At 57.5% G+C, this 25,894-nt stretch carries 19 protein-coding genes; 9 read left to right on the forward strand and 10 right to left on the reverse strand.

Translation table 11 applies throughout. From position 1 onward, the window contains the following. Positions 1 to 66 precede the first annotated feature (66 nt). Positions 67 to 687 (reverse strand): 3-isopropylmalate dehydratase small subunit, encoded by a 621-nt coding sequence (leuD, locus tag IQ241_RS19150; protein ID WP_228021861.1) that lies wholly within the window; start codon positions 685 to 687, stop codon positions 67 to 69. Between the two features lie 61 nt (positions 688 to 748). Between leuD and IQ241_RS19155 the strand changes: the two genes are divergently transcribed. Continuing rightward, a complete protein-coding gene (locus tag IQ241_RS19155) occupies positions 749 to 1,303 on the forward strand; it encodes a pyridoxamine 5'-phosphate oxidase family protein (RefSeq protein WP_193910303.1) in 555 nt (184 codons plus the stop codon). Between the two features lie 53 nt (positions 1,304 to 1,356). Here IQ241_RS19155 and IQ241_RS19160 read toward each other — a convergent pair whose 3' ends face one another. Next, on the reverse strand, positions 1,357 to 1,995 hold the full coding sequence (locus tag IQ241_RS19160; RefSeq protein WP_228021862.1) for a Crp/Fnr family transcriptional regulator: 639 nt from the start codon (positions 1,993 to 1,995) through the stop codon (positions 1,357 to 1,359). A gap of 338 nt (positions 1,996 to 2,333) precedes the next feature. On the opposite strand from IQ241_RS19160, the gene IQ241_RS19165 reads away from it, so the two are divergent. From IQ241_RS19165 to IQ241_RS25690, 3 genes are all read left to right on the forward strand, one after another. Next, on the forward strand, positions 2,334 to 3,035 hold the full coding sequence (locus IQ241_RS19165; RefSeq protein ID WP_193910305.1) for an NACHT C-terminal helical domain 2-containing protein: 702 nt from the start codon (positions 2,334 to 2,336) through the stop codon (positions 3,033 to 3,035). Then, positions 3,035 to 3,370 (forward strand): nucleotidyltransferase family protein, encoded by a 336-nt coding sequence (locus IQ241_RS19170; RefSeq protein ID WP_228021863.1) that lies wholly within the window; start codon positions 3,035 to 3,037, stop codon positions 3,368 to 3,370. Before IQ241_RS19165 ends, IQ241_RS19170 begins: the two co-directional genes overlap by 1 nt. Before the next feature lie 121 nt (positions 3,371 to 3,491). Continuing rightward, on the forward strand, positions 3,492 to 3,695 hold the full coding sequence (locus IQ241_RS25690; protein WP_322743710.1) for a HepT-like ribonuclease domain-containing protein: 204 nt from the start codon (positions 3,492 to 3,494) through the stop codon (positions 3,693 to 3,695). 56 nt (positions 3,696 to 3,751) lie between these two features. Here the strand turns inward: IQ241_RS25690 and IQ241_RS19180 are convergent, their stop codons facing one another. Next, positions 3,752 to 10,759, reverse strand: a complete 7,008-nt coding sequence (locus IQ241_RS19180) for a choice-of-anchor I domain-containing protein (protein ID WP_193910307.1) — start codon at positions 10,757 to 10,759, stop codon at positions 3,752 to 3,754. A 283-nt stretch (positions 10,760 to 11,042) separates the two neighbouring features. Between IQ241_RS19180 and IQ241_RS19185 the strand changes: the two genes are divergently transcribed. Further along, positions 11,043 to 11,447 (forward strand): hypothetical protein, encoded by a 405-nt coding sequence (locus IQ241_RS19185; RefSeq protein ID WP_193910309.1) that lies wholly within the window; start codon positions 11,043 to 11,045, stop codon positions 11,445 to 11,447. A gap of 25 nt (positions 11,448 to 11,472) precedes the next feature. Continuing rightward, positions 11,473 to 12,063, forward strand: coding sequence for a Uma2 family endonuclease (locus tag IQ241_RS19190; protein WP_193910311.1), 591 nt, complete (start codon positions 11,473 to 11,475; stop codon positions 12,061 to 12,063). Positions 12,064 to 12,194: 131 nt separating this feature from the next. Here the strand turns inward: IQ241_RS19190 and IQ241_RS19195 are convergent, their stop codons facing one another. Continuing rightward, positions 12,195 to 15,011, reverse strand: a complete 2,817-nt coding sequence (locus IQ241_RS19195; RefSeq protein ID WP_193910313.1) for an ExeM/NucH family extracellular endonuclease — start codon at positions 15,009 to 15,011, stop codon at positions 12,195 to 12,197. Positions 15,012 to 15,400: 389 nt separating this feature from the next. On the opposite strand from IQ241_RS19195, the gene IQ241_RS19200 reads away from it, so the two are divergent. Beyond that, complete coding sequence (locus tag IQ241_RS19200; RefSeq protein ID WP_193910316.1) at positions 15,401 to 15,577, forward strand: hypothetical protein; 177 nt, start codon at positions 15,401 to 15,403, stop codon at positions 15,575 to 15,577. 95 nt (positions 15,578 to 15,672) lie between these two features. Next, the gene (locus IQ241_RS19205) at positions 15,673 to 16,971 is read left to right on the forward strand and encodes a ribulose bisphosphate carboxylase small subunit (RefSeq protein ID WP_193910318.1); all 1,299 of its coding nucleotides are present in this window, start codon (positions 15,673 to 15,675) and stop codon (positions 16,969 to 16,971) included. 41 nt (positions 16,972 to 17,012) lie between these two features. Here the strand turns inward: IQ241_RS19205 and IQ241_RS19210 are convergent, their stop codons facing one another. The 3 genes from IQ241_RS19210 to IQ241_RS19220 all read right to left on the reverse strand — a co-directional run bounded on the left by IQ241_RS19210 (position 17,013) and on the right by IQ241_RS19220 (position 21,562). After that, complete coding sequence (locus IQ241_RS19210; protein WP_193910321.1) at positions 17,013 to 18,215, reverse strand: bifunctional sterol desaturase/short chain dehydrogenase; 1,203 nt, start codon at positions 18,213 to 18,215, stop codon at positions 17,013 to 17,015. A gap of 197 nt (positions 18,216 to 18,412) precedes the next feature. Continuing rightward, positions 18,413 to 18,613, reverse strand: a complete 201-nt coding sequence (locus IQ241_RS19215) for a hypothetical protein (RefSeq protein ID WP_193910322.1) — start codon at positions 18,611 to 18,613, stop codon at positions 18,413 to 18,415. 168 nt (positions 18,614 to 18,781) lie between these two features. Further along, entirely contained in the window at positions 18,782 to 21,562 is a 2,781-nt protein-coding gene (locus IQ241_RS19220; RefSeq protein WP_193910324.1) for a sensor histidine kinase, read from the reverse strand. A gap of 172 nt (positions 21,563 to 21,734) precedes the next feature. Here IQ241_RS19220 and IQ241_RS19225 point away from each other — a divergent pair, with 172 nt between their 5' ends. Continuing rightward, a complete protein-coding gene (locus tag IQ241_RS19225; RefSeq protein ID WP_228021864.1) occupies positions 21,735 to 22,910 on the forward strand; it encodes a quinone-dependent dihydroorotate dehydrogenase in 1,176 nt (391 codons plus the stop codon). A gap of 102 nt (positions 22,911 to 23,012) precedes the next feature. Here the strand turns inward: IQ241_RS19225 and IQ241_RS19230 are convergent, their stop codons facing one another. From IQ241_RS19230 to bchI, 3 genes are all read right to left on the reverse strand, one after another. Further along, a complete protein-coding gene (locus tag IQ241_RS19230) occupies positions 23,013 to 23,981 on the reverse strand; it encodes an aldo/keto reductase (RefSeq protein WP_193910326.1) in 969 nt (322 codons plus the stop codon). A 111-nt stretch (positions 23,982 to 24,092) separates the two neighbouring features. Next, positions 24,093 to 24,587, reverse strand: a complete 495-nt coding sequence (ruvC, locus tag IQ241_RS19235) for a crossover junction endodeoxyribonuclease RuvC (protein ID WP_193910328.1) — start codon at positions 24,585 to 24,587, stop codon at positions 24,093 to 24,095. Continuing rightward, the gene (gene bchI, locus IQ241_RS19240; protein WP_193910330.1) at positions 24,587 to 25,660 is read right to left on the reverse strand and encodes a magnesium chelatase ATPase subunit I; all 1,074 of its coding nucleotides are present in this window, start codon (positions 25,658 to 25,660) and stop codon (positions 24,587 to 24,589) included. Before bchI ends, ruvC begins: the two co-directional genes overlap by 1 nt. Positions 25,661 to 25,894: the final 234 nt, after the last annotated feature.

Below are 25,894 nucleotides of genomic sequence, written 5' to 3' on the forward strand. Positions count from 1 at the left end.
GGTAGGGGTGGGGTTTCCCCACCTGCGCAGCGAGGTTGTCAGGATTAGCGAGAATAGGCGGCGGAGTTAGGTGTGCCAGGTTAGGTAGGGTAGGGTTTGGGCAGTGGTTTGGATGGCTTCGACCTGGGCGATGAGCTGGCCGCAGGCGTCCCAGGTGCCGCTGAGGAACATCTGGCGGGGGCCGGGTTCGATTTGGATAGGCCAGGCTTGACCATTGGCCTGGATGGTTTGGGTGGCCAGATCGACGGTGAGGATGGTGGTAGGCTGGGCTGCGATCAGCTTTTGGAGCTGGGCGATCGCGGTGGGTTCAGCCCTGACGCAGGGCACCCCGATGGCGATGCAGTTGCCGAAGAAAATCTCGGCGAAGCTCTCGCCGACGACCGCCTGAATGCCCCAGCGGGCGATGGCCTGGGGGGCGTGCTCGCGGGAGGAGCCGCAGCCGAAGTTGCGGTTGACGACTAAAATTTTGGCGTTTTGATAGGCGGCCTGGTCAAAGGGATGTTGGCCGGCTGCCCGATCGTCGATAAACACCTGCTCGCCCAGGCCGTCAAAGGTGACCGAGCGCAGAAAGCGGGCTGGAATAATCCGATCGGTGTCGATGTCATTGCCGACCAGGGGCAGGCCCGGGCCGCTGACCATCTGGACGACTGTTTGGATGTCTGCATTGACCTGAGAGGGCTGGCTCATCTTGCGATACCCTGGACTTGACTGAATTTAATTGAAACCGCGATCGCTATGGTAGCCCGATATGGCCAAAGTATTTGAGCAAATCACGCCTGAGCTAGCTGACTTCATTCAGCGACAGGCGCTGTTTTTTGTCGCAACCGCCCCGCTGACGCCAGACGGCCATGTCAACCTGTCACCCAAGGGATTCGACAGCTTTCAGATTCTTTCGCCAACCCGGGTGGCCTACCTCGACCTGACCGGCAGCGGCAACGAAACCTCCGCCCACCTCCAGGAGAACGGTCGGATCACGCTAATGTTTTGCGCCTTTGAAGGCGCGCCGATGATCCTACGGCTCTACGGTCAGGGGCGGACGGTGCTACCCGGCGAGCCGGAGTGGGCGGAAATGTGCGATCGCTTTCCCAAAATTCCCGGCAGCCGCCAGATCATTGTGGCTGACCTGCACCGCATCCAGACCTCCTGCGGCTTTGGCGTGCCGCTGCTGAGCTACGAAGGACAGCGCGACATGCTGGTCAGCTGGGCCGAGAAAAAGGGACCCGAGGGTTTGGCAGCGTATCAGCAAAAAAAAGGCAGCCGCAGCATTGACGGATTAGCCACGCCAATCGGCAATAGAAACTAGAGCACTGACATCAGGGTAAGCAGCCAACCATTCACCCACTACCCACCACCCACTCAACCAATATCCAACGCCTCAGGACAAACCACCAGCTGCCGCTGCTGAATACTGAGCCAGCCCTCCTGCTTAAAGTCGCGCAGCAGCCGAGTAACGGTGACCCGGGTGGTGCCAATGACGGTGGCTAGCTGGTGGTGGGTAAGCCGCAGGTTGATGCGGACGCCGCCGGATTCGACCTGGCCGAATTCCTCCGCGAGCAGCTGGAGCAGGTGACGCAGCCGATCGGCGACCAGCCGCTTGCCCGAAAGCGCCAGCCAGGCTTCCGACTGATGCAGCCGCCGCACCAGATGCGAAAAGATACCCGCCATCAGCGCCGGAGAGCTTTCTACCTCAGCCATGGCTAAAGGCAGCAGATCGACATCGGTGAGCGCCGTTGCCCAGTAGGGATCGGTAATCGTCAGCGGCAGGCCAAAGGTCATCGACGGACCGACTAACCCGAGAAGCGTTTCACTGCCGTCGGGATGGATGGTGTGGAGCTGGATGACGCCGCGATAAATGACATAAATCTGACCCGGGTTGAGCGGTACGGTGCGCCCGGTCACGTAGGAGGCCAATGTCCTTTCGTGATAGAGCTGCTCAAGCAGGACGACAAACTGATTGGCTGATTCGTAGAGCTGTTGAGACGTCGTGGCAAACAAAACGATTTCCTCAGTCGGCTAACGCCATTGCTGAATTTGGGAATTGACTGACGGCCAGCTTCAATCATTAGGCATCAATAGCGGTTGAGCTAGCCTGAAGTCAGAAAAGCCAGATCCTGCCAATATCCTTGCGCTGTCATCTTGCAAGCAGTGCATTAAGAGAGCATCATCATCAGGTTAAGAAGGGGGAAACTTATGCTTAAACAAATGGCCTCGTGCGGAAGAGCTGTCAGAGCCAGATTCTGATGCAGCTGCTCAAAGCCGTCAATCACTCCTCAAGGGTTATTCGGATAAGATTGAGGAAATCAGGTCAGCTAAGTTTCCAGCCCTTACCTCCTATGACAAGCGCGAGTCCTAACCCTTTTGGTGCCTTTGAAGACCCGGTTGCAGGCGGGCTGACTCGCATTGTGCTGGACGTGGCTAGAAAAGTGGGTGGAGCACTTTTTGAAGCGGTTAAAGACAAGCGCCAGGCAAAAGCCGCTTTAGAGCGCTACGAAGCTAAATATCGCCAACGCTACGGTTCGGTACGAATTTTAGGGATGAGGCAAGACTATGCGCTGGAGCAGGTTTATACTAAGGTTAAGTTTCTAGACGACCTCAGCATTCGCCGGTTTGAGTCTCTGGAATCGCTAGAAGACGAATATCGTGGTAGGAACGTAAGGCAGTTCAACACCCGAGAACGGACTCCCCAGGATGGCACGAACGTCGTCAATGCTCATTCAAAACTGACTGTACTAGGACAGCCTGGAGCCGGAAAATCCACCTTTTTGCGAAGATTGGGTTTAGCCGCCTTCAAGGACTCCGTCGAATTTTCTTTAGGAATTGACCAAGAATTTATCAGCCAAGCCAGGAAAGACTGGTTGAAATCTTTGAGTCTAAATCCCGAAATTATAGAGTTTTCTAAACATGAAATTGATAGACTTGGACAATACTTGTCTGTTAGTCAGCTTATTTTAGAGTGCAAAGATTCGGCACTGCGCGTTTCTAAGAATACTTGGGAAGTCATTGAAAGCCGCATGTTTACCTTGTGGGAGGAGTGATGATGCCTCTAGTGAGATTGAATGTTTCTAGAAATCTAGTTGAAAACTTCTGCCGACGTTGGAAGGTATCTGAGCTATCTCTGTTTGGTTCTATCCTGCGAGATGACTTCCAGACTCATAGCGATGTTGATATTCTTGCCGCTTTCGCTCCAGAGGCTGCCTGGGATTTGCTTGACTTAGTCAATATGCAGCAAGAGCTGGAGGGTATTTTCAATCGAAAAGTTGATTTGCTTGAAAAGCGGGCGATTGAAAGTAGTGATAATTGGATTCGTCGTCAGGAGATTTTGAGCAGTGCTCAGGTGATCTACTCTCAGGCTCATGAACTCGCGGGATAGTGCGTCATTGCTGGATGCGTTCAATGCGGCGCGGCTGGCGTTGGAGTTTGTGCAAGGACTGAGCGAAGCGGAGTTTGGGCGCGATCGCAAAACCCAATCAGCCGTTCTCTAGCAAATCACCATCGTTGGGGAAGCTGTTAAACGGCTATCTCCAGAACTCCGGCAGCAGCACAGTGAAATTCCCTGGTCTGCGATCGCCGGTATGCGAGACAAGCTGATTCACGACTATGACGAGGTCGATGTGCAGAGGGTTTGGCTAACCTTGCAAAGAAGTATTCCGGCCTTTGTACAAGCAATTCAGCCTTTGCTGCCCACGTCGGACTAAAAAAGGAGTGCAGCCCTGTAGCTACACTCCTTTCCTAACTCAGACCAGCGGAGAAACTAAACTGGCGTGAATGCGGACTCTGTCAGCACAGAGGTATTGACGCCCTGCAGAATGGCCAGGGTTTCGTCGCCGAGGCTGATGGTGTCGCCGCTGAAGGTCAGCGACCCGAAGCTGAGGCCATCGGCCAGACCGATGAAGTCGATACCGATTTCGAAGTCGGTGATGGTGTCGGTGCCTTCACCCGCCGCTAGGACAAAGGTGTCAGCGCCCTGGCCGCCGGAGAAATTATCGCCGGTCAGGCGGTCGTTGCCGAGTCCGCCGCGCAGCAGGTCGTCGCCGTCGTCGCCCCAGATGGCATCGTCGCCAGCGTCGCCGAACAGCTGGTCATTGCCGCCCTTGCCACCGATGCGGTCATTGCCTGCGCCGCCAAAGATGAGGTCGTCACCGCCCTGCTTGCCCTGGGGACTTCTATTGTTCAGGTCGCCCCGGAGGATATCGTCGCCGTCGCCGCCGCGAATGGTGTCATTGCCTTGCAGGCCCGCGATGGTGTCGTTGCCTGAGGTTCCCTCCAGGTCGTTGGCATCAGCTGTGCCTAGAATCTCCTGGCCTGTCTGACCGCCACCGCCATTGCCGCCGCCAACATCGCCATCGATGACGGTGTCCTCTCGGAAAGCTAGGTTTTGAATTCGGGTATCCAGCTCAGGCGCGGTCTCTGGGTTATTGAAGGGCATCTCAGCGCCGAAGTTGTCTTCCAGGTACTCGGCTAGCGCGTCCTGCTCTGAACCATCGGGCGCAAAGGTGGCGTCGCCTGTGCGAGGCGCATCTTCTTCCTGAGCTAGCTGCACCACGTCGCGATCGGGGAACGGATAGCCGTCGCCGCCACCCGCCAGGAAGCTCAGCGTCACCATGCGGAAGGTCCGACCCGGATCGCCGACCAGCTCGCTGTCCTGCACGATCACCTCAGCGTCGTTGCCTTCCTCATCCAGGATGACCAGGGACTGGACGCGATCGCCAGGAGCCGCAGTTGGGTCAAAGCTAAACTCAAGGCCGCTGACCTGGGGGAACTGGCCTGGTGTCGCACCTTCTTCAGTCGCTGCAACGCCGTGCTCGACAACGGCCAGCAGCTCCTCAGCGGTAATCGTCAGCAGGGTCAGGCCGTTGTTGAACCGCAGCGTATTAGCGATGTCATTTTGAGAAATTCCGCCCTCCGGCTTGACGCCAGGAATGCCTTCGTTGGGTAGGAACTCAGGGTCGCCTGTGCCGCCGGCAGGGACGATGACCTGGCCAATGTCGTCGCGGATGCCGCCGCCGTTCTTAAGCGATATAACGACTTCAGAATCGGCCTGCTTGGCGATCGCTAAGTTCGCATCCGCCGTCAAATTTCCTAGATTAGTTTCCTCAGTTCTGACTTCGCTACGTCTGCCGTCGAGATAGACCTCGCTGATGCCAAAGACGTTGCTCTCATTGGCAATAATTACCTCTTCTAGAGCTTTGACAATGGTTTGAATCTCTGGATCGACCAGACTTTCGGCATTCAAGTCCGCTACGCCCTGGTCATCGGTGGCGAAAGCGCCGCTCACCTCTGGGTTATAGCTCTCAGGAAGCAGAATACCGTTCTGGTCAAAGTCAACTACCAGCCGCCCGACATACTTATAGTTGCCGTCAGTATTGACAACCGCAACCGGGTTGCCGTCAGCGTCCGTCGTGAAGATGGGGTAGGTTCCCTGAGCCGTATCGCCATCCCGGAAACGATCAGTTTCATCCACCAGGCGAGTGTTAGAGCCGCCCGCTACGATGATGTCTACGTTGCTCAGGCGAGTCGCAAGTTCTTGCTCAATGCTGATTTGCTGCATATGCGCCAGCAGCACTACCTTGTTCAGCCCTGGGTTGAGCGCCAGCAGCTGATCGACATCGGTCTGAATTTCAGCCGCTAGAGCGTCTAGCTGCTCTGGCGTCGGGTTACCGTCAAAGGGCTGCGGATTGACTGTGACGTCTCCCGGGCTAGAGATCGTAGGGAGGGTGGGCGTTGTCGCACCTACCACACCAATTTTCCCACCGTTGACTTCGATCACCGTAGTCGCCGCGATGCTATTGGGCTGGGGCGGCTGATCGTCGGGAACGACCAGGTCGGCCAGGTCGGCGCTGGTGCTGAAGTCCAGGTTGGCACTCAGGTAGGGGAACTGTGTGCCGATGAAGGATTCATCGATGTCAGGCGTAGAGGGGTCATCTTCTGCTCCGGCAATCAGGTCGCGAAGCAGCGCGGTGCCCTGGTCAAATTCGTGGTTGCCAAACGCGATCGCTTCAAAGCCCAGCTCATTCTGAATCAGAATATCGGCGCGACCGGGCCCGCCGTAAACGGCTTCACTGGCTGAAAAGAACAGACCCGGGATAATCGCATCGCCGGAAGACAGCACCAGCGTATTCTCAAAGTCGTCTCTGAGCGCGTTCAGCACCGCAGAAAATCTGGGAGCGTCCTCAAGGGCGGGAATACCGGCTTCTTGGTCAGCCGCATGGAGCAGCTGTAGGGTAAAGGCAGAGGGCATAGGGGTTACTTCATCCAGAGTAAATTTTCCAACAATGGGCTCGTGGTCGCTCGCAACAACGGTGTCAGCAAACCGCACACCGCCATCATCGCGAGGGAAATCGTTGTTGACATGAACAATGTCGAACTTAGCCTCATCCAGCAGCGCGTCAGTGACGAACATATGGTCGAGCACCTGACTGTTGCCATCGAAGATGAAGGTATAGGCGTCGTCATCGTTGACGGCTTGCTGAACCAGGTTGGTCAGCACTTTTTCATCCCCCGTGCCGGGCAAGATTTCGCTCAGGTCATCGGTGAATTCAAAGGTATTCAGGTCGCCTAGCACAATTACTTTGGCGTCTGGGTTGGTGCTGGCGACGCTGTCAACAAAGTCGTTTAGCGCCTGAGCCTGGGCTTCTCGCTCGGCTTCACCCGCCTGGATAAAGGGCTGCGGGCCGCCAAAGATCGGCGTCGAGCCAAAGCGTGAGGTCAGGTGGTTGTTGACGACGGTAACGAGATTGCCGTTGAAAACAAAGTTGCCGACCAGCGGATTGCGAGTCCCCTCAAAGGCCGGATTTTGGTCGATCGAGGCAAAGGAATCCAGGGTCACGCGCTCTGGATTGTAGAGAAAGGCGTTGCGCAGATTGCCGCCGGGGACGCCGCCCGAGGTGTCATCGACCGGTGCCACATCGAAGAATTCGTAGGTCGGGCCGCCCGCTGCCGCAATGGCATCGACGAGAGCCTGCAACGTCTCTGTCGCATCGGTCACCTCGCTATCGGGGCCATTGGTCGTGCCGTCATTGTCCTGAATCTCTTGAAGTCCAACAATGTCAGGTGCGCCTAAGTTAGTGACAATTTGCTCTGCCAGCAGCATCCGCTGGGCATCGTCTTCGGCTAGCGGGCTCAGATTCAGCACGTTGTAGCTAGCAACGGTGAGCTCATCCTCATCACCGGCCAGGTCGGTAACTTCCTGAGTTAGACCGCTAGGCATGATTTCAAAAGCTTCGGTAACGTTGACCTCGAAGTTGCCAAAGCTATAGCCGACGACGCCAGTCACATCGCCTAGCCGATCGCCCACCGTCAGTGCCGGGGTATCAAAGCCTTCGGGCAGCAAATTTGGGTTGAACTGGATCTGCACCCGCTCGGGATTCTGGTCGCCGGTATTATCTGGCCCAGAGACGAGGTTGATGCTGCCGCGCTCGGTCAGCACCCCGTCTGGGGTGGCAAAGGCTCCCTGGTTGGGTAGGGTGAAAGCTTCGGCAGAAAATTGGCTAAAGACCCGGGTAGGGGATACGGCCAGGGCGTCCTCCACGGTAACGCGCATTCCTTCCAGGCTTTCATAGAAGTCAATCGCGTCCTCGTCAGGGTCAAATTCGCCAGCGGTTTCCTGGAGATTCACCGGCAGTTCGTCATCGCTGATCACAATTTCAGTTGGCGGCACCCACCCACTCTGGCCAATCACAACCGCCTCCGGCAGGTCATTCGCTGAAGAGAGAACGACAACATCTGGATCTCTCATCTGGGTGATCGAGAGATTACCGGTATCGGCCCCGCCAGAGATAAACTCGCCGACTTCTCCAAACAGCCGCACCTCATCGCCGATGCTGACGATAGGGCTATCGCTGGTGGAGATAAATAAACCCTCGGAAGTCGCCGCATCGCCGTCATCAATCGCGGACTGGACGTAGAACCCTCTGAAATCGACCGCTGTAACAATGCCTTCGGTCTGCACCAGCTCGCCCACCAGCGGCGAAATTTGGCCCGCGCCCTGGATCTCAGCGATGGTAGAGGCTGGAATGTTTGTTTGGTAAACGGCAACCGTATCAGATTCCTCATTGGCAATCGCCAGCAGCGGCTGACCGTTGGGGCTCTTAGCTGCCGGAATGAAGGCCAACCCCTCTGGGGCAATATCCTCGTCACTGCGGGCGTACTGAACGAACTCAGGATTACGGGGATTGCTGAGGTCATAGACCAATACGCCGCCGCCAGCCCGCTCCAGGCCGACGAAGGCAAAGGGTCGTCCGCCGATGATGCCGACGGTGAGGGCTTCGGGCTCTGCGCCCTTATTATCGGAGCGGGTGTCAAACTCTTCCGGGTCGCCGTCGTTGGCGTTGAATAGCTCGGGGGTCAGCTCGGCGGTGATTTTCGCGATCATATCGCCGCTGTCGAAGACCAGATTTCCCAGCTCGTCGTAGATCGAGAAGGAACGCCCACCGTAGCTAAAGAGCTGGTCTAAATCGCCGTCGCCGTCCAGGTCGCCGTCTAGGGAGGACACGACGAGTCGGCCCAGGGCGTCGTCTGCCGCGATCGCGGGAACAAAGCGCTCGTCCAGGGCCAGACCGTCACGGCCAAAGGAGGTCACATCCGCCAGGTCACCAATCCGAATCGCGTCGCCAAACTCATCTTCATCAGCATCGCCCCGATCGTCTCCCTCATTGGCCGTGACAAAGTAGGTGACGTCGTCGCTCTCAAAAGTAGCGATGCTGTCGGGCATCTTCAGGCCGAATACCGGCGCATTCTGCAAGTTAATACCGCCGTCTTTGTCATTGGGGTCCAGAGTATTGCCTGCGGGAAAGTCAATGATGCCCAGCTCTACCGCTTCAGCTTCGGGCTCAAGACCAAAGTCGTTGTCGTTAAGCACTGCCAGCCGCCCGTCGGGCAGTAGCGCCAGTCCTTCTGGTTTATCAGAGGGTAAATAGCCGATAGAGGGCAGGTTCGTTACCTTGATCTTGTTCACCGGCTGTATTCCCATCTCAGCCAGCTCATCAGGTGACTGCTGTTCCAGGGTTTCAGCCCCGAAGTCCGTGCCCAGGACGTTGGTTGCTCCGGTCAGGTCCACCTCAAAAACGAACTTCTGAGCGGTCGGATCGAGGGACGAATCCCGCTCCATCACGAAGAATTTGCCGTCTCCGGCGTACACCGCGTCGCCGATCTTATCGACGTTGCCGCCGACATCGGGCTTTTGCAGCAGGTAGACGTATTCTGCAACCGGTTCGCCCGTGGCGGGGTCGATTCCCAGCATCCGAATGACGCTGGACGCATCGCCGGCATCCCGGTCGGGATTACTCAGCGGCGTCTGGATAAAGGCGTAGAGAATGCCCGCATCGGTATCTAGGGCCATGCCCTCAAAGCCCCGATTGGCCCGGCGATTGTTGTACTCAGCGGGCAGGGTTTCGCTGCCGAAATCACCCGTCTCAAACTCGGCACCGGGATTGACTGCATTGGCCAGGTCGGCAATTCCCTCAGGAACGAACCGATCGATCAGCACCCCATCTTCCGCAAAGTGGTAGATGGCCGGACGGTATTCGTCCACCATCCAGAAGCTGCCGTCGGGCGCTCGGACGATACCCTCCAGGTCAGCGCCAAAGGGGTCGTAGTCAGTGCCAAATTCTTCAAATCCTTCCAGGAAAGGCAGATCGACAAAATTTCCCGCCGCGTCTACCGCCCGCTCGTCAAAGTTGGGAACGTTGGGCAACCCGGTGATCAGCGTGCCGTCGGGGCGGGTCAGCAGCAGCTCGCTGGCGATCGCAACTTCGCCAGTTGCCTCATTCACTTCTAACGTGACAATTCGGGCCTGATAGTCGGGCAGCAAAAAGGGGCGGTTGCCATCGACCGGCTCCCCGTTGGGGCCGCGATCGGGCACGGCTAAAAACTTGAGATTGCCGCTATCCGCGACGCCGTCGAACCAGAGTCCCGAAAAGCCCCCCAGCTCGATGGTTTCGCCCGTGGCTGTAGTTAGAGGCTCGCCGCCGTTGGTGATCGGGCCGCGATCGCTGATTGCATAGCTGGTCAGCTTGGGCTCGCCTTTGCTGAAGTCCTTGACGCCCAGCGGCGCAATTCCCAGCACGGTAGCCGATTCGATATCGACGATCGCGACCGCGTTATTTTCCTGAAGCGTCACAAAGGCGGTAGTGCCGTCGGGGGAGACACCGATGTACTCGGGCTCAAAGTCGTTGGCGGCGGCGCGGTCTGGAAAAATCCGAACGCCGTCAGAGCGGAGGTCGGCTTCGCGCCCGTTAAAGGCGGTGAAGTCGGCAGTGGCAACGTTCGCCTGGCTGAGGCTGGCAAAGTCACCAGAGACGTCAATGATGGAGACCGAGCCTTCCGGGTCTACGCCATCATTGGGCTCTCCTTCGTTGGCGACGAGTACTTTGCTACCGTCTGGCGTGAAGGTCACCATGTCCGGCAGAGCGCCGACCGTGAACACTTTCGCAGCGGCTAGAAAGTCGTCACCAACGGATGGCAGCAGGCCGATGTTGACCAGCGCTAGGAGACCCGGGTCAGTGGCAGTTTCAGCTTCGATCGCGACCGCCAGCAGCCCATTGGCGTAGGCAATGCTATTGATGCCGCCCACTGGCGTACTAAAGTCGGCAATATTGACGGTGTCAACCTGGCTGATGTCTGTAGGGTCGCTGACGTCTAGAATTTGCAGCTCTGTCCCTCCCGAAACCACGTAAAGCAGCTGATTCTCCGGGTCATGGGCGACGATCTCCGCCCCAAACTCACTTTCGAATCTGCCAATATTTTCGAGTAGGTCCGCCATCAGCTGTGCTCCTTAGAATCTCAGGTCCGGGTTTTTACTGAGTCGCTAAAAGCGTTTTTGGTAAAAACCCATACAAAACTCCCATCCCAACGTAAAAACCAGGTAAAGGCGTCGTTAAGGTTGCGGGAATTTACGCAAGCTTTAAGAAAGCATTACGGAGATGGTCGGGAACCGCATTCTGAGCAACCCAGTTCCCGGCTCCAATCGGATTTGAGTATGATTAGTCATAACCAAGTCAATTCGAACCGTTCCCTCAGCCCGTTCCCCTCTGCTGGAGAGCGCCATGACGAGCGCAGCTGATCTCAACCTCGATGTCGATTATCCCGAATCGGATGGTAAGCCGATGGCCGAGAGCGACTACCAGCGGCCCTACATCGCCTACGGCACTGAAATTCTCAACATCTTCTTTGCCAACCAGCCTCAGGTCTATGTCTCTGGAAATCTGCTGATCTACTACGAAGAAGGGAATCCCAAAGCCTGCGTCGCCCCCGATGTCTTCGTCGTCCTGAATCGGCCCAAGGGCAAGCGCAAGTCCTATAGGGTCTGGCAGGAAAACAACCAGTCCCCAGCGAAGCTGCTCAGCCATGCTGAAGCTGAAGCCGCCCGGCAAGCAGTCCAAGATCGAGCCGAACGGCTAGCCGCCCGGCTAAGAGAACTGGGGGTTGATCCAGATGAAGCACTAGAATAGGGTCAAGCTTGAAGGCTACCTGCTTATGCGTTCTCCAATTCTGTCTCAGTCCCAAGATGCTGAACAGCGTGTCTTACTGCATGGTGTGGATTGGCAGCAGTACGAGGGGCTGCTGAGAGTTCTGGGAGATAACTTCCCAACCTTGCGAATGAGCTATCTGGAGGGCACTCTGGAGATTATGACCAATTCCCCAGAGCATGAAGACCTGAAAAAAATGGTTGGAATGCTGGTGGAAGCCTATTTGCAAGAAACGCGGACGCGATTCCATGCAGGTGGCTCCACAACGTTTCGCAAGGCCGCTAAACAACGGGGCTTAGAACCCGATGAATGCTACTGTCTAGGGACAAAAAAGGACTTTCCTGACCTGGCGATTGAAATCGTCATTACCAGTGGGTTAGTCGATAAGCTCAACATTTACCGGGGATTGGGTGTCGCTGAAGTGTGGCAGTGGCAGGCAGGAGCATTTTCGATCTACTGCCTGCGCTCTTCTGGATATGAGCGGGTCGAAACCAGTGAACTGCTGCCGACCTTAGATTTGACAATGCTGGTGAGCTATGTGAAGCCAGAAGCCCAGTTCGATGCGGTGATGGCATTTCGAGACGCTATCCGGCAGTGACGCTACTCGGCAGCAAAAATAGCTGTTGAGCCAGAGAGAAATTCCTGCCTAACAAGGCTCAATGCTGCTGCGTCCGTATATTGGGAGGAAGGCGCGGATAGCTCTTAGAGAATCGCGCCTCCCCCGACTTTTTATGAGGCAAAGAGGTCCGCTACGGCAACCAGCAAATCGCTGCCGAGAAACTGGAGAAACTCGATGCTGAACAGCGAATTCTTGCCCGTCCCTGGCCCCTGCACCGTGAAGCTGTCTACCGTGCCCATAAAGGTGTAGTCAGTCTGAAGCCCTTCATACTGAGCCGTATCCTGGCCGCCGCCGCCGAGTATCAGATCCTTACCCCTACCGCCGTTTAGCAGGTCATCGCCGTCACCGCCAAACAGCAGATCCTTGCCGTTGCCGCCGTTGAGAATGTCATCGCCAGCGAAGCCAAAGACAGAATCTTTACCGTTGCCACCGGAGAGAATGTCATCCCCCTCAGTTCCCTCAATAGTGTCCTTACCGTTGCCGCCGTTGATGACGCCGCCGGGGGCAGAAGAGGCTAGGTTCAGCCCAACGATTAGCGGGTCGTGATCGGAATTGCGGTAGGGGATAGTGCCATCAAACAGGCTCGGATCTCGGCCAAAGTCGAGGTTATAGTCCAGCGCATCGGGCTCGTCGGCGTTGACGTGCCATTCGGTGACGCCTGTCACCTGAGATAGCAAAGCGGGGTTGGCGAGGGCGTAGTCTAAGGTACCTAGCTGACCATCAAAGACGAAGGAGTAGGCATCGCTGCCGATGAATTGCTCGGCCAAATTGGTATAGCCTGAATTTTCTAGGAAAGTAACCGGGTCTTCCTGGGCATAGGCGTTGAGGTCTCCCACGATTAGAAAGTCTTCATCGCCGCTGCCGGTCGGATCGCTGCCAAGCCAGGCATTCACAGCTTGAGAGGCTTTCAGCCGAATCGCATTGTTGCGACCCTGGCCGTCGCCAATGTCCTCGTTACCCTCGCCAGGGGAGAGGCTCCCTTTAGACTTGTAGTGGTTAACGGCAAGAGTAAATTTTTCGCCGCTACTGAGTTCCTCAAACGTGACGGCGAGGGGAGCCCGGTTGGTGCTCGGCCCGTCGAAGACCGGTCCCTCCAGACCTAGAGCCGACAGGTCGGCGTCGGTTAGGATTTCTACAGTCGTCCCCTCGGCAATTTTGACGGCGCTGGTTTTATAGATAGCCCCGACTGAAATGGCGTCGCCGGTATCCACAAAGGAAGTCCCCGGATCGACGTAGGCGTAGGTTCCAGCCCCGGCCTCGGCGTTGAGGGCGTTGACTAGGGTGTCAATTGCAAACTGGCCGTCTCCGTTAACGTCGGTGAACTCATTTTCCAGCTCAACCAGTCCCAGTACGTCGGCGTCAATATCCAGAATGGCGGTGGTCAGCTTTTGCAGCTGCCGGTCAAACTCAGCCTGGCTGTCAGCGCCGCGCGGTTCCAGGTTGTTGGGGCCGCTGCCGGGATTTCCCTCCACGTCTAGGGTGGTGAAGAAATTCAGTACGTTAAAGCTGACTACCTTGAGCGAACCGCCGACATCGTCCGGCGTGGCCGGACGCGGATTAGTGGGCTGGAAGTCTACCCCCTCGTTCGTCTGAATCCGGTAGTCGCCAAAGCTAAAGCTCAGTACCCCGGTCAGGTTTTCAACCGTATCGCCGCCCCGCAGCGTATTCGAGGAGCTGAGGGGCTCTCCACCGCGACCGAAGATAAGGGTGTCTGGATTTTGTACCCGGCTACCGTCGTCGAGCACGATCTGACGGGTCGCTAGGGCTTCCTGATATTCGGCAAAGCCGGTGACGCTGGGATCATTGAACTGGGTGTACTGGTCGAGGCGGCCATCGGTGCCGGGCGCGTTGCTGGGTGCGTCAGAGGCCAGGCGAACTTCTCCAAAGCGGTCTAAGTTAAAGTATTCGGTGACGAATAGGGTATCAGGAATTGTGATCCGCATCCCTTCGACGGCTTCTAATTCATCCAAGCTGGCGATCGGGAAGCTAACCGTAGCTGCCGTGGGTAGGGCCTCATCCACGCTCAGTACGGAAACCTTGGTCACGTCCGTAAGCTCGGTCAGCTCAAAGAACTCATCGACGGTGCCCGCCACCTGCACCTTGTCGCCGACGCTGACATCGACGCCGAAGTCTTTATCGAAGACAAAGATGCCCTCTGAGGTTGCCGCATTCGTATCGGCGTCGGCATCCTCTTCTTGAACAAAGAAGCCGTTTAAGCCGTTGTCACCTTGAAAGTCGCCAACGACGATGCCCTCGATTAAGACGCTGCTGCCCTCAATCGGGCTGACCGTGCCGCTGCCCTGAATCTCGTGAATTAGGGTAAGGGGCGCATCGTTGTCGGCAATGGTGACAGCTTGAGCAATCCTCAGGCTGTCGATCGCGATATCCTCATCGCCAGAATCCAGCGCAATGGTGAGGCGCAGGTCTAGCAAGCTGCCGGTGCCCGCGATCGCGGCCTTAAATTCCTGAGCCGTCGAAGTCAGAACGGCCCCATCGCCGACGCCGTCGAAGTCGGTGTCCTGGCTGGGGGCCGAGTTGAAGGTGCTACCGTCGTTTTCAAAGGCCAGCAGATCCTGAAAAGCGCCGCCGTCGATGGCGTATTCAAACTTGACGAAGTCGGCAGCATCCCAGTCTTCATTGCCATCGGAAGCGTCATCTTCGGCAAACAGGCCGCTAAATTCCAGGTTTGACTGCCCAGAAATATCCAGATCAGACCACAGCAGCTCGACCGTCGCGGGACCGCCTTCGCCGTCGAGGTCCTGAGCCGCTAGGAACGGGCCGTCAAAGCCGCTCAGCTCGACGAAGGAGCCAATGTTGGACCCGTCAGTCAGCGTGAAGTAGTCCCCTGACCCATCGGAGAAGAAGGATGTGCTGACAGCAAACTGATTGTCGTCGTCAAAGGATTCTTGAAAGGCTGAGGTAGGCATAGAACGCTATGTAAAGAGAACGCCATGTAAATAGAGCAGACTTATAGGATTTTGCTTCAGTCCCGGATTGGTGGCGAAAGCGCGATCGCAGCTCCCCCCGTCCACCGGCAATAGCAAAACCTCGCCAAGCGTCCCAGGTCAAGATAAAGCCAAGGTAAAGCGAACGTTAAAAGTAGCCAAATTTACCAAAGCTTTATCGGGTCACTTCGGACAGCCGTTTAGACCCCGGTGAAGCTGGCTTTGCTGAGCGCCGCAGCGGCAACGCCCTGAAGCACAGCTAGGGATTATCGAAACCTTATGGAAAGGTTGGCCCGCTGGGATGCCTGCGCTCCCCACCGAAGCCGTAGCGGCACCAGGCCAGCCTGCTGGGCCGGGAGCTCGAAAAGCGGATGCATCCAGACGACAATAAGATATTCGCACCCTACGTAAAAGGGCTACAGGATATGTTCTCACTCGATGTTTTCCCAGAGGACGATCCAATCTGGAGCAATCATCCCGATACGATTCGCTTTATGAACTCGGCTCGCGATTTGCTCAGGGAGCTGATGAAGTCAATGCCGTCTTAAGCTGTCTTAATTGAAGAATGGGGTGACAGGCAGGCCTATCGATGGGCCAGTTCCTTCTGTATGATTAGCTACAGAATCCATCGCTTGCAGGCCCCATGTCCTATTACATTTCTCCCCGCTTTCTCAATAAGCTGGCCGTTCATATCACCAAAAACTACCTCGACCTGCCGCAGGTGCGGATGCCGCTCATTTTAGGCATTCATGGTCGCAAGGGTGAGGGCAAAACCTTTCAGTGCGAGCTGGTGTATGAGCGGATGGGGGTCCTGGTCGTCCATATCTCGGGCGGTGAGCTAGAGAGCCCCGATGCAGGCGACCCGGCTCGGCTGGTGCGGCTACGCTACCGGGAGGCGGCAGAGCTGGTACGGGTGCGAGGTCAGATGGCGGTGCTGATGATCAACGATCTAGACGCCGGGGCCGGGCGCTTTGACCGGATGACCCAATACACGGTGAATACGCAGCTGGTCAACAACACGCTGATGAATATTGCCGACAATCCGCACAATGTGCAGCTCCCAGGCAGCTACGACGAGACGCCGCTGCCGCGCATTCCGATTGTGGTGACTGGAAATGACTTTGCCACCCTCTATGCGCCGCTGATTCGCGAGGGGCGAATGCAGAAATTTTACTGGGAGCCCGATCACGCCGATCGGATTGGTATCGTCAGCGGTATCTTTGAACCAGATGGGCTCTCGGCTAGAGAGATTGAAGAATTAGTGGATCGGTTTAGCGGTCAGGCGATTGACTTCTTTGGCGCGCTCAGAGCCCAGATCTATGACGAACAGATTACAGACTTTATTCACCAGGTGGGGATTGAGAACGTCTCTCGCACTGTTGTCAATACCAAAACCCCGCCCCAGTTCAAAAAGCCCAATTTTCAGCTGGCTCACCTGCTCGACGTCGGTCAGCAGATGCTCAGCGAGCAGGATCTCGTCCGCACCATGGGTCTAGTGCGCGAGTACAATCAGGCAATAGACAGCGGGAACGGTCATCAGCCCCCATCAGTGCCTCAGCCGCCGCCTGATCGCGGCGATGAGATTAGGGACGCTACATCTAAACAGCACCAGCAGCCGTCTACCCAAAGCTCAGGCCGCGAACCACAGAAAACATTTCTCAAAAAGCAGACAGCCGTTCAGTCCCTCTCTGCGGAGGCCCGTGAGCACATTCAGTCACTGTTGAATCAGGGCTACCGAGTGGGTCTAGAACACGCCAACTCGCGACGGTTTCGGGCCAATGCCTGGCAGAGCAGCGCCATTCAGGCTCAAGATGAGCGAGCGGCTTTAGCGGAGGTAGCCGCTCGGCTAGCAGACTTTCGCGATGACTATGTAAGACTGATTGGGATTGACCCACAGAGCAGGCGGCGAGTATTAGAAGCAATCATTCAGCGTCCTGCTTAGGACAGCTTGCGCAGGGTGCGTTGCCGCTCAGCAGACGCCCCCTACCGGCAGCTAGGCGGAGCTGGGGATTGCGCCTTTGTAAACAGCTTAAAATAAATGGTCTGACCCAGCTCCTTCAGCGGAAACAGCAGATAGGTCAGGGGATTGATCGTCACCACGATGTTGCGGAAATCTCGCTTGGCTAGCGCCACGATCGCGCCTGCCACCCAGTCCGCCGACATCACCCCGATCGGATTCAGGTTGCTCTTAAACGGGCCGAGCACCAGCTTGCGGATCACGCAGGGGGCGTCGGTGCGGCGCAGGTTGACCAGGTCGCCGAGCAGCCGTTTGGAGACTTCGTAAAGCGGGCTAAAGGCCGGGTTGACTTCGGCTTCGGAGGTGTTCACCCAGACTTCTTTGGTCGCCCGACCGGTGTCGTCATCAACGGTACTGAGGAAAACCTCCAGCAGCCGCCAGGCCGAGAGGGCATTGACCTCTAAGGATTTTTCGATAGCGGTGGGGGTGCGATCGCTATGCACATTCAGCCCGTGATTGATAATCAGAATATCGACCTTCTGCAGTCGATCTGCAAGCTTGGCTTCGGCACCCACCTGCCAGCTGACGACGCTGACCGCGCCCTCAATCTCAGTATCCGCAGAAGTGCTCAGCCCAATCGGCTTCGCCCCCTGCCGGGCCAGCTCGCGAATCAGGGCTCGGCCCAACGTGCCAGATGCGCCGGTCACCGCGACCGTTTTTCCTTTGAGCGAGAGAGCCGTACCCATGACCTTGTCCGTAATGGTGAAATGGCCGGCGTAATAGGCGTTGGTTTGGTCAAAGTGATGCCGCCAGTGATAGGTGCGGTTCACCCGCCAGGGATGGGGCAGCTCGGTCAGGGGGCCGGGTTCGTGGGTCAGGTCGCTGGCATAGAGCCAGCCTTGGGACCGCAGCAGCGCCGCTAGCAGAAAGCCGGTGGCGTAGAGGCCGCCAAGCCAGAGAGCGGGGTGATGGGTGAGAAACGCGATCGCGCCGATCGACACCAGCATAAACAGCGCTTCGGGGGCATCGTTATAGAGCTGCGATCGCCGATAGATTTCTCCGTTCACCGGCGTAAAGTCCTTTTTGTAGGCCCGATGATGCCAGCTGTGCAGCCGCTGCAAGGGCTCCCAGCCGTGGCTGGCCACATGGTATAGGTCCCGCAAAATTTCTACTAGAACAATAGAAATCAGTCCCCATAGTCCCTGAAAGATGAGTGACTCTACCCCCATACCCCACGTTTCCTGCTCCCCCTTTGACTCGGGCTTTGCTAACTGTCATCACCACACTATAGGATTTGCGGACTTCTTGCTGAGCCAAAATCACTCCCAGCGCTGCTATCGGCCCAATGGGAAACCCCCAGCATCGGTCAGCGCTAGGGGTTCAAAAGCCATCAAATGCTTCGATCAGGCGCAATCGCTCAACGCAGCTAGTCGGCTTCCCCCAGCGGCTGCCACATCCCAGCAGCGTGGGGTAGCGCAGTCGTTTCGGGATTGAGAAGGCTCATGCCGACGAGGGGGATTAGGCCGGCGGCAAACGACGCGACCACGACGAGCAGAACTAAAAGCCCGGGATGCTCAGATTGCTGAGCCTTCTGATGAGAACGGGTATAGGTTTGATGCTGTTGCATAGAAATATCTCCTGATCAAAATTGCTGATTTAAGCGATAGATTCAACCTCAAGCTTATAAAATCAGTAGCTATTGATACAGATTATAAAATAAACTGTAACAAGATTTACAGTTTCGTCTAAAAATTCTTCAGGAAAGGCTTGATGCTGAGCTGGGCACAGATACCTTTTACGGATTGTCCAGCGGCAAGATGACGCGACTGAGCGTACGCTGGTCATCCATCTGAGCCAGGATAAACTCGCCGCCGAGCTGCTTCATCAGCGACTGACAGATGTGAAAATGACGGCCCTCTGACTGGTTCAGCAGGGTGCTAGACAGCAGGTCGGTGGGGCGGCCCCGCTGGAGTTCTTGAATCAGCTCAGCGTTGATCAGGCCGCTGTCGGTAATCGAGACTTCCAACCAGCGGTCGTCAAACGGCCGGCACCAGACATCGATGCGGCTGCCCGGGGGAGAGCGATCGCAGGCCGCCGCAATCAGCTCGTACAGCACGAATTCAATTTTAGTAATATCGCCCCCCAGGCTCAGGTTGCTTTCGCAATGCACCTTAGTCCAGAGCTGGCGACTCTGGATGAGAGGATTCGCTCGCTCCATCAGCCGCTTAATGAGTCCTACAATCGCCATCGTTTCCTGACCCGGCTGGAGCTCCCAGCGCTCATACTGATTGAGTCGGACCAGGCGATTATTCAGACTCATGAGCTGGTGTATGGCCTGCTGCTGACGCTGGCCTAGCTGCGATTCTACGCCAGCCAGAAGGACTTTCAGCGGTTCTAGGCTCTGATTGAGCAGCTGCTCCATGCTGTCAAGGTGGTGCTGCTTGTACCAGTTCAGCTCGGATAGCTGCTGCCCCTGGATGGCCAGCTGGCCGGTCAAGTTAAGGTGACGACGGCACCAGGCCAGCTGGTTCACCACCATCGCCAGTAGCGTCGTCTGCTCATCGCTCCAGCGGCGATCGCTGCGGTCGGCGAGCACCATGACCGCGTTCGGCTCGTGTTCGGGGGCTGTTCGCAGCGCCATCACCAGTACCTGACAGGCCTCTGGTCCAGAGATCCAAGCGCGAGTTTCATCGGTCAGGTCTTCCAGGCTGAGGGAGAGGAGCCCGTCGGTATGAGCAGCCCAGTTAATCAGCGCGTCTGACTGAACCTCAATTGCGGCCTGAGGGTCGATCTTAAATTTCTTATCGCGCACCATCGCGCTCGCGATTCGGGCTCTGGCATCGCCGTTGGGCCAGGCGACTAAGGCGACCAGCGGCACCTGTAGGAGCTGGGCAATATGCTTGGTGCCAGCCTGATCGAGCAAATCAATTTGAAATAGGCGCTGTAGGTTGCGCAGCCCCCATTGCAGCGTGTCATACATCTGGGCCTGCTGGCTGGCCTGACGCTGTAGCTGCCACTGGTGCAAAATCAGCCCTAGCTGCTGACTCACCGCCTGCACCAGCTCGCGCTCTGCCTGACTCCAGTGGCGGCTGACGCTATCGGCGACCATCACCAGCCCCCGGGGCGCCTGCCCCGGTGAGACATTACAGACCAGCAGCGATTGAATGCCCATTTCTAATAGCCGGGGGCGCCAGGCGATCAGCTTCAGGTTGTCTTCAATTTGCTCCACACCGATGGGGGCATGGCTGCGCTCTAGCATTTGTCGATCGACGTCGGCCAGGATTGGCCAGTGGCGTTGGGCGGCGATGCCGGTGAGCCGCTTGCCGCTGATGTGTCTGACTTCAAAGCCGCCATGGACCGGGTCGGCACTGAGGACGATCAGCCGATCGACGCCAATCCGGGCTGCGAGCTGGCTGGAGCAGAGTTCGAGGACGCGCCGCCAGTCGCCATCGCTGTGGATGCTGCGGGTTAGCCCGGCAGTGAGCAGCTGGTCTGACTTGACCTGCTCTAAAATCTGCTCCAGTTCTGCCGCGGGTAGAGACAGGCTAACCAGCCGAGCCGCTCCCTGCACAAACTGCTGATCAGTCTCACTCCAAACCCGACCGCTGGCCCCAGAGACGGCTAAAAACCCCAGTAGCTCGCCCCGACAGAGAATCGGCGAGGCCATCAGCGACGGTGCTTCCAGCAGCTGCTTTAGACGCAGGGCTAAGCCCGCCTTAAGCGATCCCTCAGCAGCTTCTTCCAGCACGACCAGCTGGTCTGCCAGCAGCATCTGGTAAGCATCTTTGATCTGCTCGACGGAAATTCGCGATCGCGAATTGGCCGCCTTCTCGACCACCGCTAGCGGCCGCCGGGCCTGTCCGCCTACCCGCTGCCAGAAATAGCGACCGCGGGATTCAAACCAGTAAATGCTGGTCTGCTGGCTGTCCGTAAATCGGCGGGTCGCTTCGACCACTGCGCCCAGCCGCTGGTCCAGGCCGGATAGCTTACCCAAGTCTTCCAGCAGCGTCAGCAGCGGCTGCGCTGGCTGCTTGACCTGCTGACGCTGCTGTTCTTGAATGTGCTGATGCATGGCCTCAGCTAGGGCCCGGGTCACCGTAGAGAGGGTGGCATTTTCGAGCAGGCCGGAGGTCACTCCCCAGCGCGGTGAGCTGAGAACCAGTACCCCAAAGCAAACATCGCGGCGGCGAATCGGCAGTATGACGGTGCCCTGAAGACCCAGTTTTTCGGCAATTCGAGCCCAGGCCCCAGCCCGCGGCTCCAGCTTCAGGTCGGGGATGACCAGCGGTCGCTGCTGGATCAAGACCTGCTCCATCACGTCCCCAGGATGGATTGCCAAGGATATTGAAGGGAAATGCTCCCGCTTGGGGGCAATCAGACCGCGGGTGGTGAGCTGGTGGTGGGTCCGGTCGTGGAGCCCAACCCAGATCAGCGAATGGTCAAATTCTGCTTGAATAGAATCCAGGCCCGTCATGATCGCCTGGTCGAGACTGCCGGCTTCCCAGATTGCCGCCAGCACCTGGCTGAGGTTAGCGCTCTGAGATTTGACTGACTTGGCTGCTTTGGAGGTGACCATGTTGTTAGGCTATAGGAAGGGTGCGATCGCGCGATCGGTCTAGCGGCTGAGCAGGCAGTGGGGCCAAATGACAAAATCGCGCAAAGCCAACTCTGTCATTTGGAATACCCAGATTGCCCCCCTGAATCACCACATTCAACTGCGCTTTGCTTGATTTCGATAACCGTTACCGTTGCTGACTTTGGCGGATACACCCCCCAATTTCTATAAAACTGGCCTCAGGCCGCTGTTGTTCAACGCCCTCAATGCCGATCCAGAGCGGCTGCATCAGCAAACCCTGGGCCTGTTGGCCTGGCTGGCGGCGAACCCCGCCGAGGGCGGCTGGCAGCAGCCCCTACGACGGGCTGCCCAGAGCGGGCTAAAAGCCGCCTACTGTCAGTCTGACAGCCGCCTGAGCCAAACCCTGTGGGGCCTGCACTTTGACAGTCCGCTGGGGCTAGCGGCAGGCTTCGACAAGGACGGACAAGCCGCCCGAGCCTGGCCGCTGCTGGGCTTTGGTTTTGCCGAACTGGGTACGGTAACGGCTCAGCCCCAGCCGGGCAATCCCCAACCGCGGCTGTTTCGCCTACCGGCCGATGCTGCCGCCCTGAACCGAATGGGCTTTAATAACCAAGGCGCAACCGCCCTGGCCAAGCGGTTAGAAGCCCTCTGGCACCCTCTAGATTGCCCAATTCCGCTGGGGATTAACCTGGGCAAGTCCAAGGTCACACCGCTGGAGCAGGCCGCCGCCGACTATCTCGCCAGCTTCAAAGCGCTGAAAGATTGGGGCAGCTACTTCGTCGTCAACGTGTCTTCGCCGAATACGCCTGGCCTGAGAATGCTCCAGGCCCGCGATCAGCTCGAACCGATTTTGGCCGCCCTCCAGTCTGCCAATCGACCCCGGCAACCGCTGCTGGTCAAAATTTCTCCCGACCTAGCCGATGCCGACCTGCTAGATATCATTAACCTGGCTCAAAGCTACGAACTCGCCGGCATCATCGCCACCAATACCACCATCAGCCGTGAGCACCTGCAAACTCAGACCCTCGCCACCGGCGAACCCGTCCGCCATCAGCCCGGCGGCATCAGCGGCGCTCCCGTCCGCCAGCGCGCCACCGAAGTCATCCGGCTAATCTATCAGCACACCCAGGGACAGCTCCCGATCATCGGCGTCGGCGGCATCTTCAGCGCCGCCGACGCCTGGGCCAAAATCACCGCCGGCGCTTCCCTAGTTCAGGTCTACACCGGCTGGGTCTACGAAGGCCCAGGACTCGCCCGCCAAATCTGCCAAGGCTTACTCAACCAGCTCGACCGCCACGGCCTCAAATCCATATCTCAGGCCGTTGGACTAAATTCCATCGAATCCTAAACCCGGCTCTAGCCCAACAACCTCGCTGTGCGAGCTTGGCAACCAAGCCCCTACTATCTGCTCCATTACCCGATCACCCACTACCCTCCACCCATTCACCCCTCACTCCCGCCACTCCGCCGTCACCCCACCAATCTTCTCCTGCTCCTCCGCAGTCAGTGACCAGCCCAGCGCGCCAGCATTCTGCTCCGCCTGGCTGGCGTTCTTAGCACCGGGAATCGGAACCACATTGCCCTGATGGATCAGCCAGTTCAGAGCAACCTGGGCCGGGGTGCGATCGCGCGCTTTCCCTATTGCTTTTAAAGTTTGAATGACCGGCTCAATCTTACGTAGGCCGTCCTGGCTAAAGCGCGGGTTGAGGCTGCGGGCTCCAGCCGGTTTCTGACCGCCGTCGGGGCTGTACTTGCCGGTGAGCAAGCCCTGAGCCAGGGGACTATAGGCCAGAATCGTCATCTCCAGGTTCCAAGCTGCTTCCAGAATGCCGTTGGTTTCAATCTTGCGGTTGAGCAGCGAATAGGATACCTGATTCACGGCCAGCGGAATGCCGCGCTGAGCCAAATAGCTATGAGCCTCACGCATTTGCTGCGCCGAGTAGTTGCTCACCCCAACCGCCGCAATCCGGCCCTGCTTCACTTCCTTGGCCAGGGCATTCATCAGGGTTTCCTGGCTCATGAAAAAGGTAAACGGCTGATGCACCTGATAGAGCGCGATCGCAGGCACCTGGAGCCGCTGTAGGCTGGCGGTCAGGGCATCGGCTACCGCCTGCTCTGAAAATCGCCAAGGCACCGGAAAATATTTGGTCGCCACGATCGCAGTTTGCTCGCTATCCTGCATAAACTGCCCAAGCAGCTTCTCCGACTCGCCCAGTCCGTAGACCTCTGCCGTATCAAAAAAATTGACCCCAGCCGCCAGAGACGCCTCAAACGCAGCCTTCACCTCGTCTCGGCCATAGTCCTTGCCGTACTGCCAGAAAAGCGAGTCTCCCCAGGACCAGGTGCCAATGCCCAACGCCGGTACCTGCGGCCCCTGCGGCCCTAGCTGTACGGTTTGTTGACTCGTCTGACCTGCCATGTCATTCTCCAACGGTTATGGTCCTACTTTAAAAAACCTACATCCAAAACGGTAACGAATTTCCACCCATCCACTCCAGGCAGGGGAACCCTGCCCCTACCCCACCACCCTTCACCCCTCCCGAAACCAAGCCGTCAGCGCCACCGCCAGCGCATCCGCCGCGTCATCCGGCTTGGGAATGGCGTCGAGCTTCAGCTCGCGGGCGACGGCTTCCTGCACGGCGGACTTATCTGCATTGCCGTAGCCGGTGAGGGACTGTTTAATCTGGGCCGGGGTAAATTCCACAAAGGGGAGGCGATGCTGGGCCAGCACCAGCATGACGACGCCGCGGGCCTGGGCTACCAGGATGGTATTGCCCATGCGATAGAAAAATAGCTTCTCAATTGAAACCAGGTCGGGCTGATAGCGTTCGACGACACTATGCAGGTCTTCAAAAATGGTGCAGAGCCGCTGCCCGGTTTCGGTACCGGCCGGGGTTTGGATAATGCCAAAATCCTGCACGGTGACGTGAGGCGACCTGTCGCGGGTCGTCGCCGGGTCATATTCGATCACGCCAAATCCCAGAATCGCCAGGCCCGGGTCTAACCCCAGAATGCGTTTGGCCACTAGCGCACGCCGGTAGGCTGACGGCCGTTAGCCGCAGTCGGCTCCGCTAGGCCAAAGACCTGGCTGAAGGTTTTCTCCACCTTGTAGCCCGAATCGACCGACTCTAGCGGATCTTTGCGCAGCCGATGGCGCAGGCAGAGCGCAATCACTCGCTGGATGTCTTCAACGGTGACTTCGGTGCGGTTTTCATAGGCGGCCAGGGCTTTGGCGGCGCGATTGGTGACGATGTCGCCCCGCAGGCCGTCTACGTCTAGCTCTGAGCAGACCTGGGAAATTTTTAGCCGGTACTCGGGCTCTAGGGTGACCTGGGGAAGCCGTTCCTGAGCGCCGACAATCTGCTGCTGCAGGGCGTCCTGCTCAGCCTGGTGCTGAGTTAGAAAGCGCTGCGGATCTCGGTCAAATTCAGACCGCTGCTCGACGATCTGGACCCGCAGTTCGGGTTCTCTGACCGTGCGAATTTCGGCATGCATGCCAAAGCGGTCGAGCAGCTGGGGGCGGAGCTCGCCTTCTTCGGGATTACCTGAGCCAATCAGCACAAACTGGGCCGGATGGCGGATAGAGATTCCTTCTCGCTCGACCGTATTCCAGCCCGAGGCGGCAGAGTCGAGCAGCACATCGACCAGGTGGTCGTCGAGCAGGTTGACCTCATCGACGTAGAGCAGGCCGCGATTGGCCTTGGCCAGCAGGCCCGGCTCAAAGGCCTTAACCCCTTCGGCCAGGGCCTTTTCAATGTCAATGGTGCCGCAGACACGGTCCTCGGTCGCGCCCAGCGGTAGATCCACCATGGGCACTTTCTTCTGGGTTTTAGGCAGGTCGGCGCGATCGCGCTGCACTTCCGGATCGTCAGGCGCTCGATTGAAAGGGTCGTCGGCCACCACGTCGATTTTAGGCAGCAGGTCGGCCAGGGCGCGGATAGTGGTGGACTTGCCGGTCCCGCGATCGCCCATGATCATGACGCCGCCAATCTTAGGGTCGATCACGTTCAAAATTAGGGCTAGTTTCATATCTTCCTGACCAATCACCGCAGTGAACGGGAAGACGGCGCGGGTTAGCGGTTGGCTGACGGTACTCACAGGCTTACAGGTATGGAACGGGTCTTTAGTTTAACTGTGCTCTATTGTGCCACGAGCTTGCCCCCGCTGAGGCGAGTGCAGCCCTGAGCTGACCCGCCGGCCTGGCGAGACCTAACTGTTTGTTGATAACCAGACAAATTAGGGCAAGGCAAAAGGTGATGAATATTCCTTCGCTAGGAACATGGCATTCAAAAATGCAATTGTTAAAGTCTGGATAAGGCATGAGCTTTCATA

Origin of the sequence: Vasconcelosia minhoensis LEGE 07310, from assembly GCF_015207255.1 — a bacterium.
Lineage (GTDB): Bacteria > Cyanobacteriota > Cyanobacteriia > Phormidesmidales > Phormidesmidaceae > Vasconcelosia > Vasconcelosia minhoensis.

Bases quoted from the DNA above. Each gene is read 5' to 3' on its own strand.
- IQ241_RS19215 (WP_193910322.1), bottom strand. From the start codon at position 18,613: ATGCAACAGCATCAAACCTATACCCGTTCTCATCAGAAGGCTCAGCAA.
- IQ241_RS19155 (WP_193910303.1), top strand. From the start codon at position 749: ATGGCCAAAGTATTTGAGCAAATCACGCCTGAGCTAGCTGACTTCATT.
- IQ241_RS19205 (WP_193910318.1), top strand. From the start codon at position 15,673: ATGTCCTATTACATTTCTCCCCGCTTTCTCAATAAGCTGGCCGTTCAT.
- IQ241_RS19165 (WP_193910305.1), top strand. From the start codon at position 2,334: ATGACAAGCGCGAGTCCTAACCCTTTTGGTGCCTTTGAAGACCCGGTT.
- IQ241_RS19195 (WP_193910313.1), bottom strand. From the start codon at position 15,011: ATGCCTACCTCAGCCTTTCAAGAATCCTTTGACGACGACAATCAGTTT.
- IQ241_RS19210 (WP_193910321.1), bottom strand. From the start codon at position 18,215: ATGGGGGTAGAGTCACTCATCTTTCAGGGACTATGGGGACTGATTTCT.
- IQ241_RS19220 (WP_193910324.1), bottom strand. From the start codon at position 21,562: ATGGTCACCTCCAAAGCAGCCAAGTCAGTCAAATCTCAGAGCGCTAAC.
- leuD (WP_228021861.1), bottom strand. From the start codon at position 687: ATGAGCCAGCCCTCTCAGGTCAATGCAGACATCCAAACAGTCGTCCAG.
- IQ241_RS19170 (WP_228021863.1), top strand. From the start codon at position 3,035: ATGATGCCTCTAGTGAGATTGAATGTTTCTAGAAATCTAGTTGAAAAC.
- IQ241_RS19200 (WP_193910316.1), top strand. From the start codon at position 15,401: ATGCATCCAGACGACAATAAGATATTCGCACCCTACGTAAAAGGGCTA.
- IQ241_RS19190 (WP_193910311.1), top strand. From the start codon at position 11,473: ATGCGTTCTCCAATTCTGTCTCAGTCCCAAGATGCTGAACAGCGTGTC.
- IQ241_RS19185 (WP_193910309.1), top strand. From the start codon at position 11,043: ATGACGAGCGCAGCTGATCTCAACCTCGATGTCGATTATCCCGAATCG.
- IQ241_RS19230 (WP_193910326.1), bottom strand. From the start codon at position 23,981: ATGGCAGGTCAGACGAGTCAACAAACCGTACAGCTAGGGCCGCAGGGG.
- IQ241_RS19180 (WP_193910307.1), bottom strand. From the start codon at position 10,759: ATGGCGGACCTACTCGAAAATATTGGCAGATTCGAAAGTGAGTTTGGG.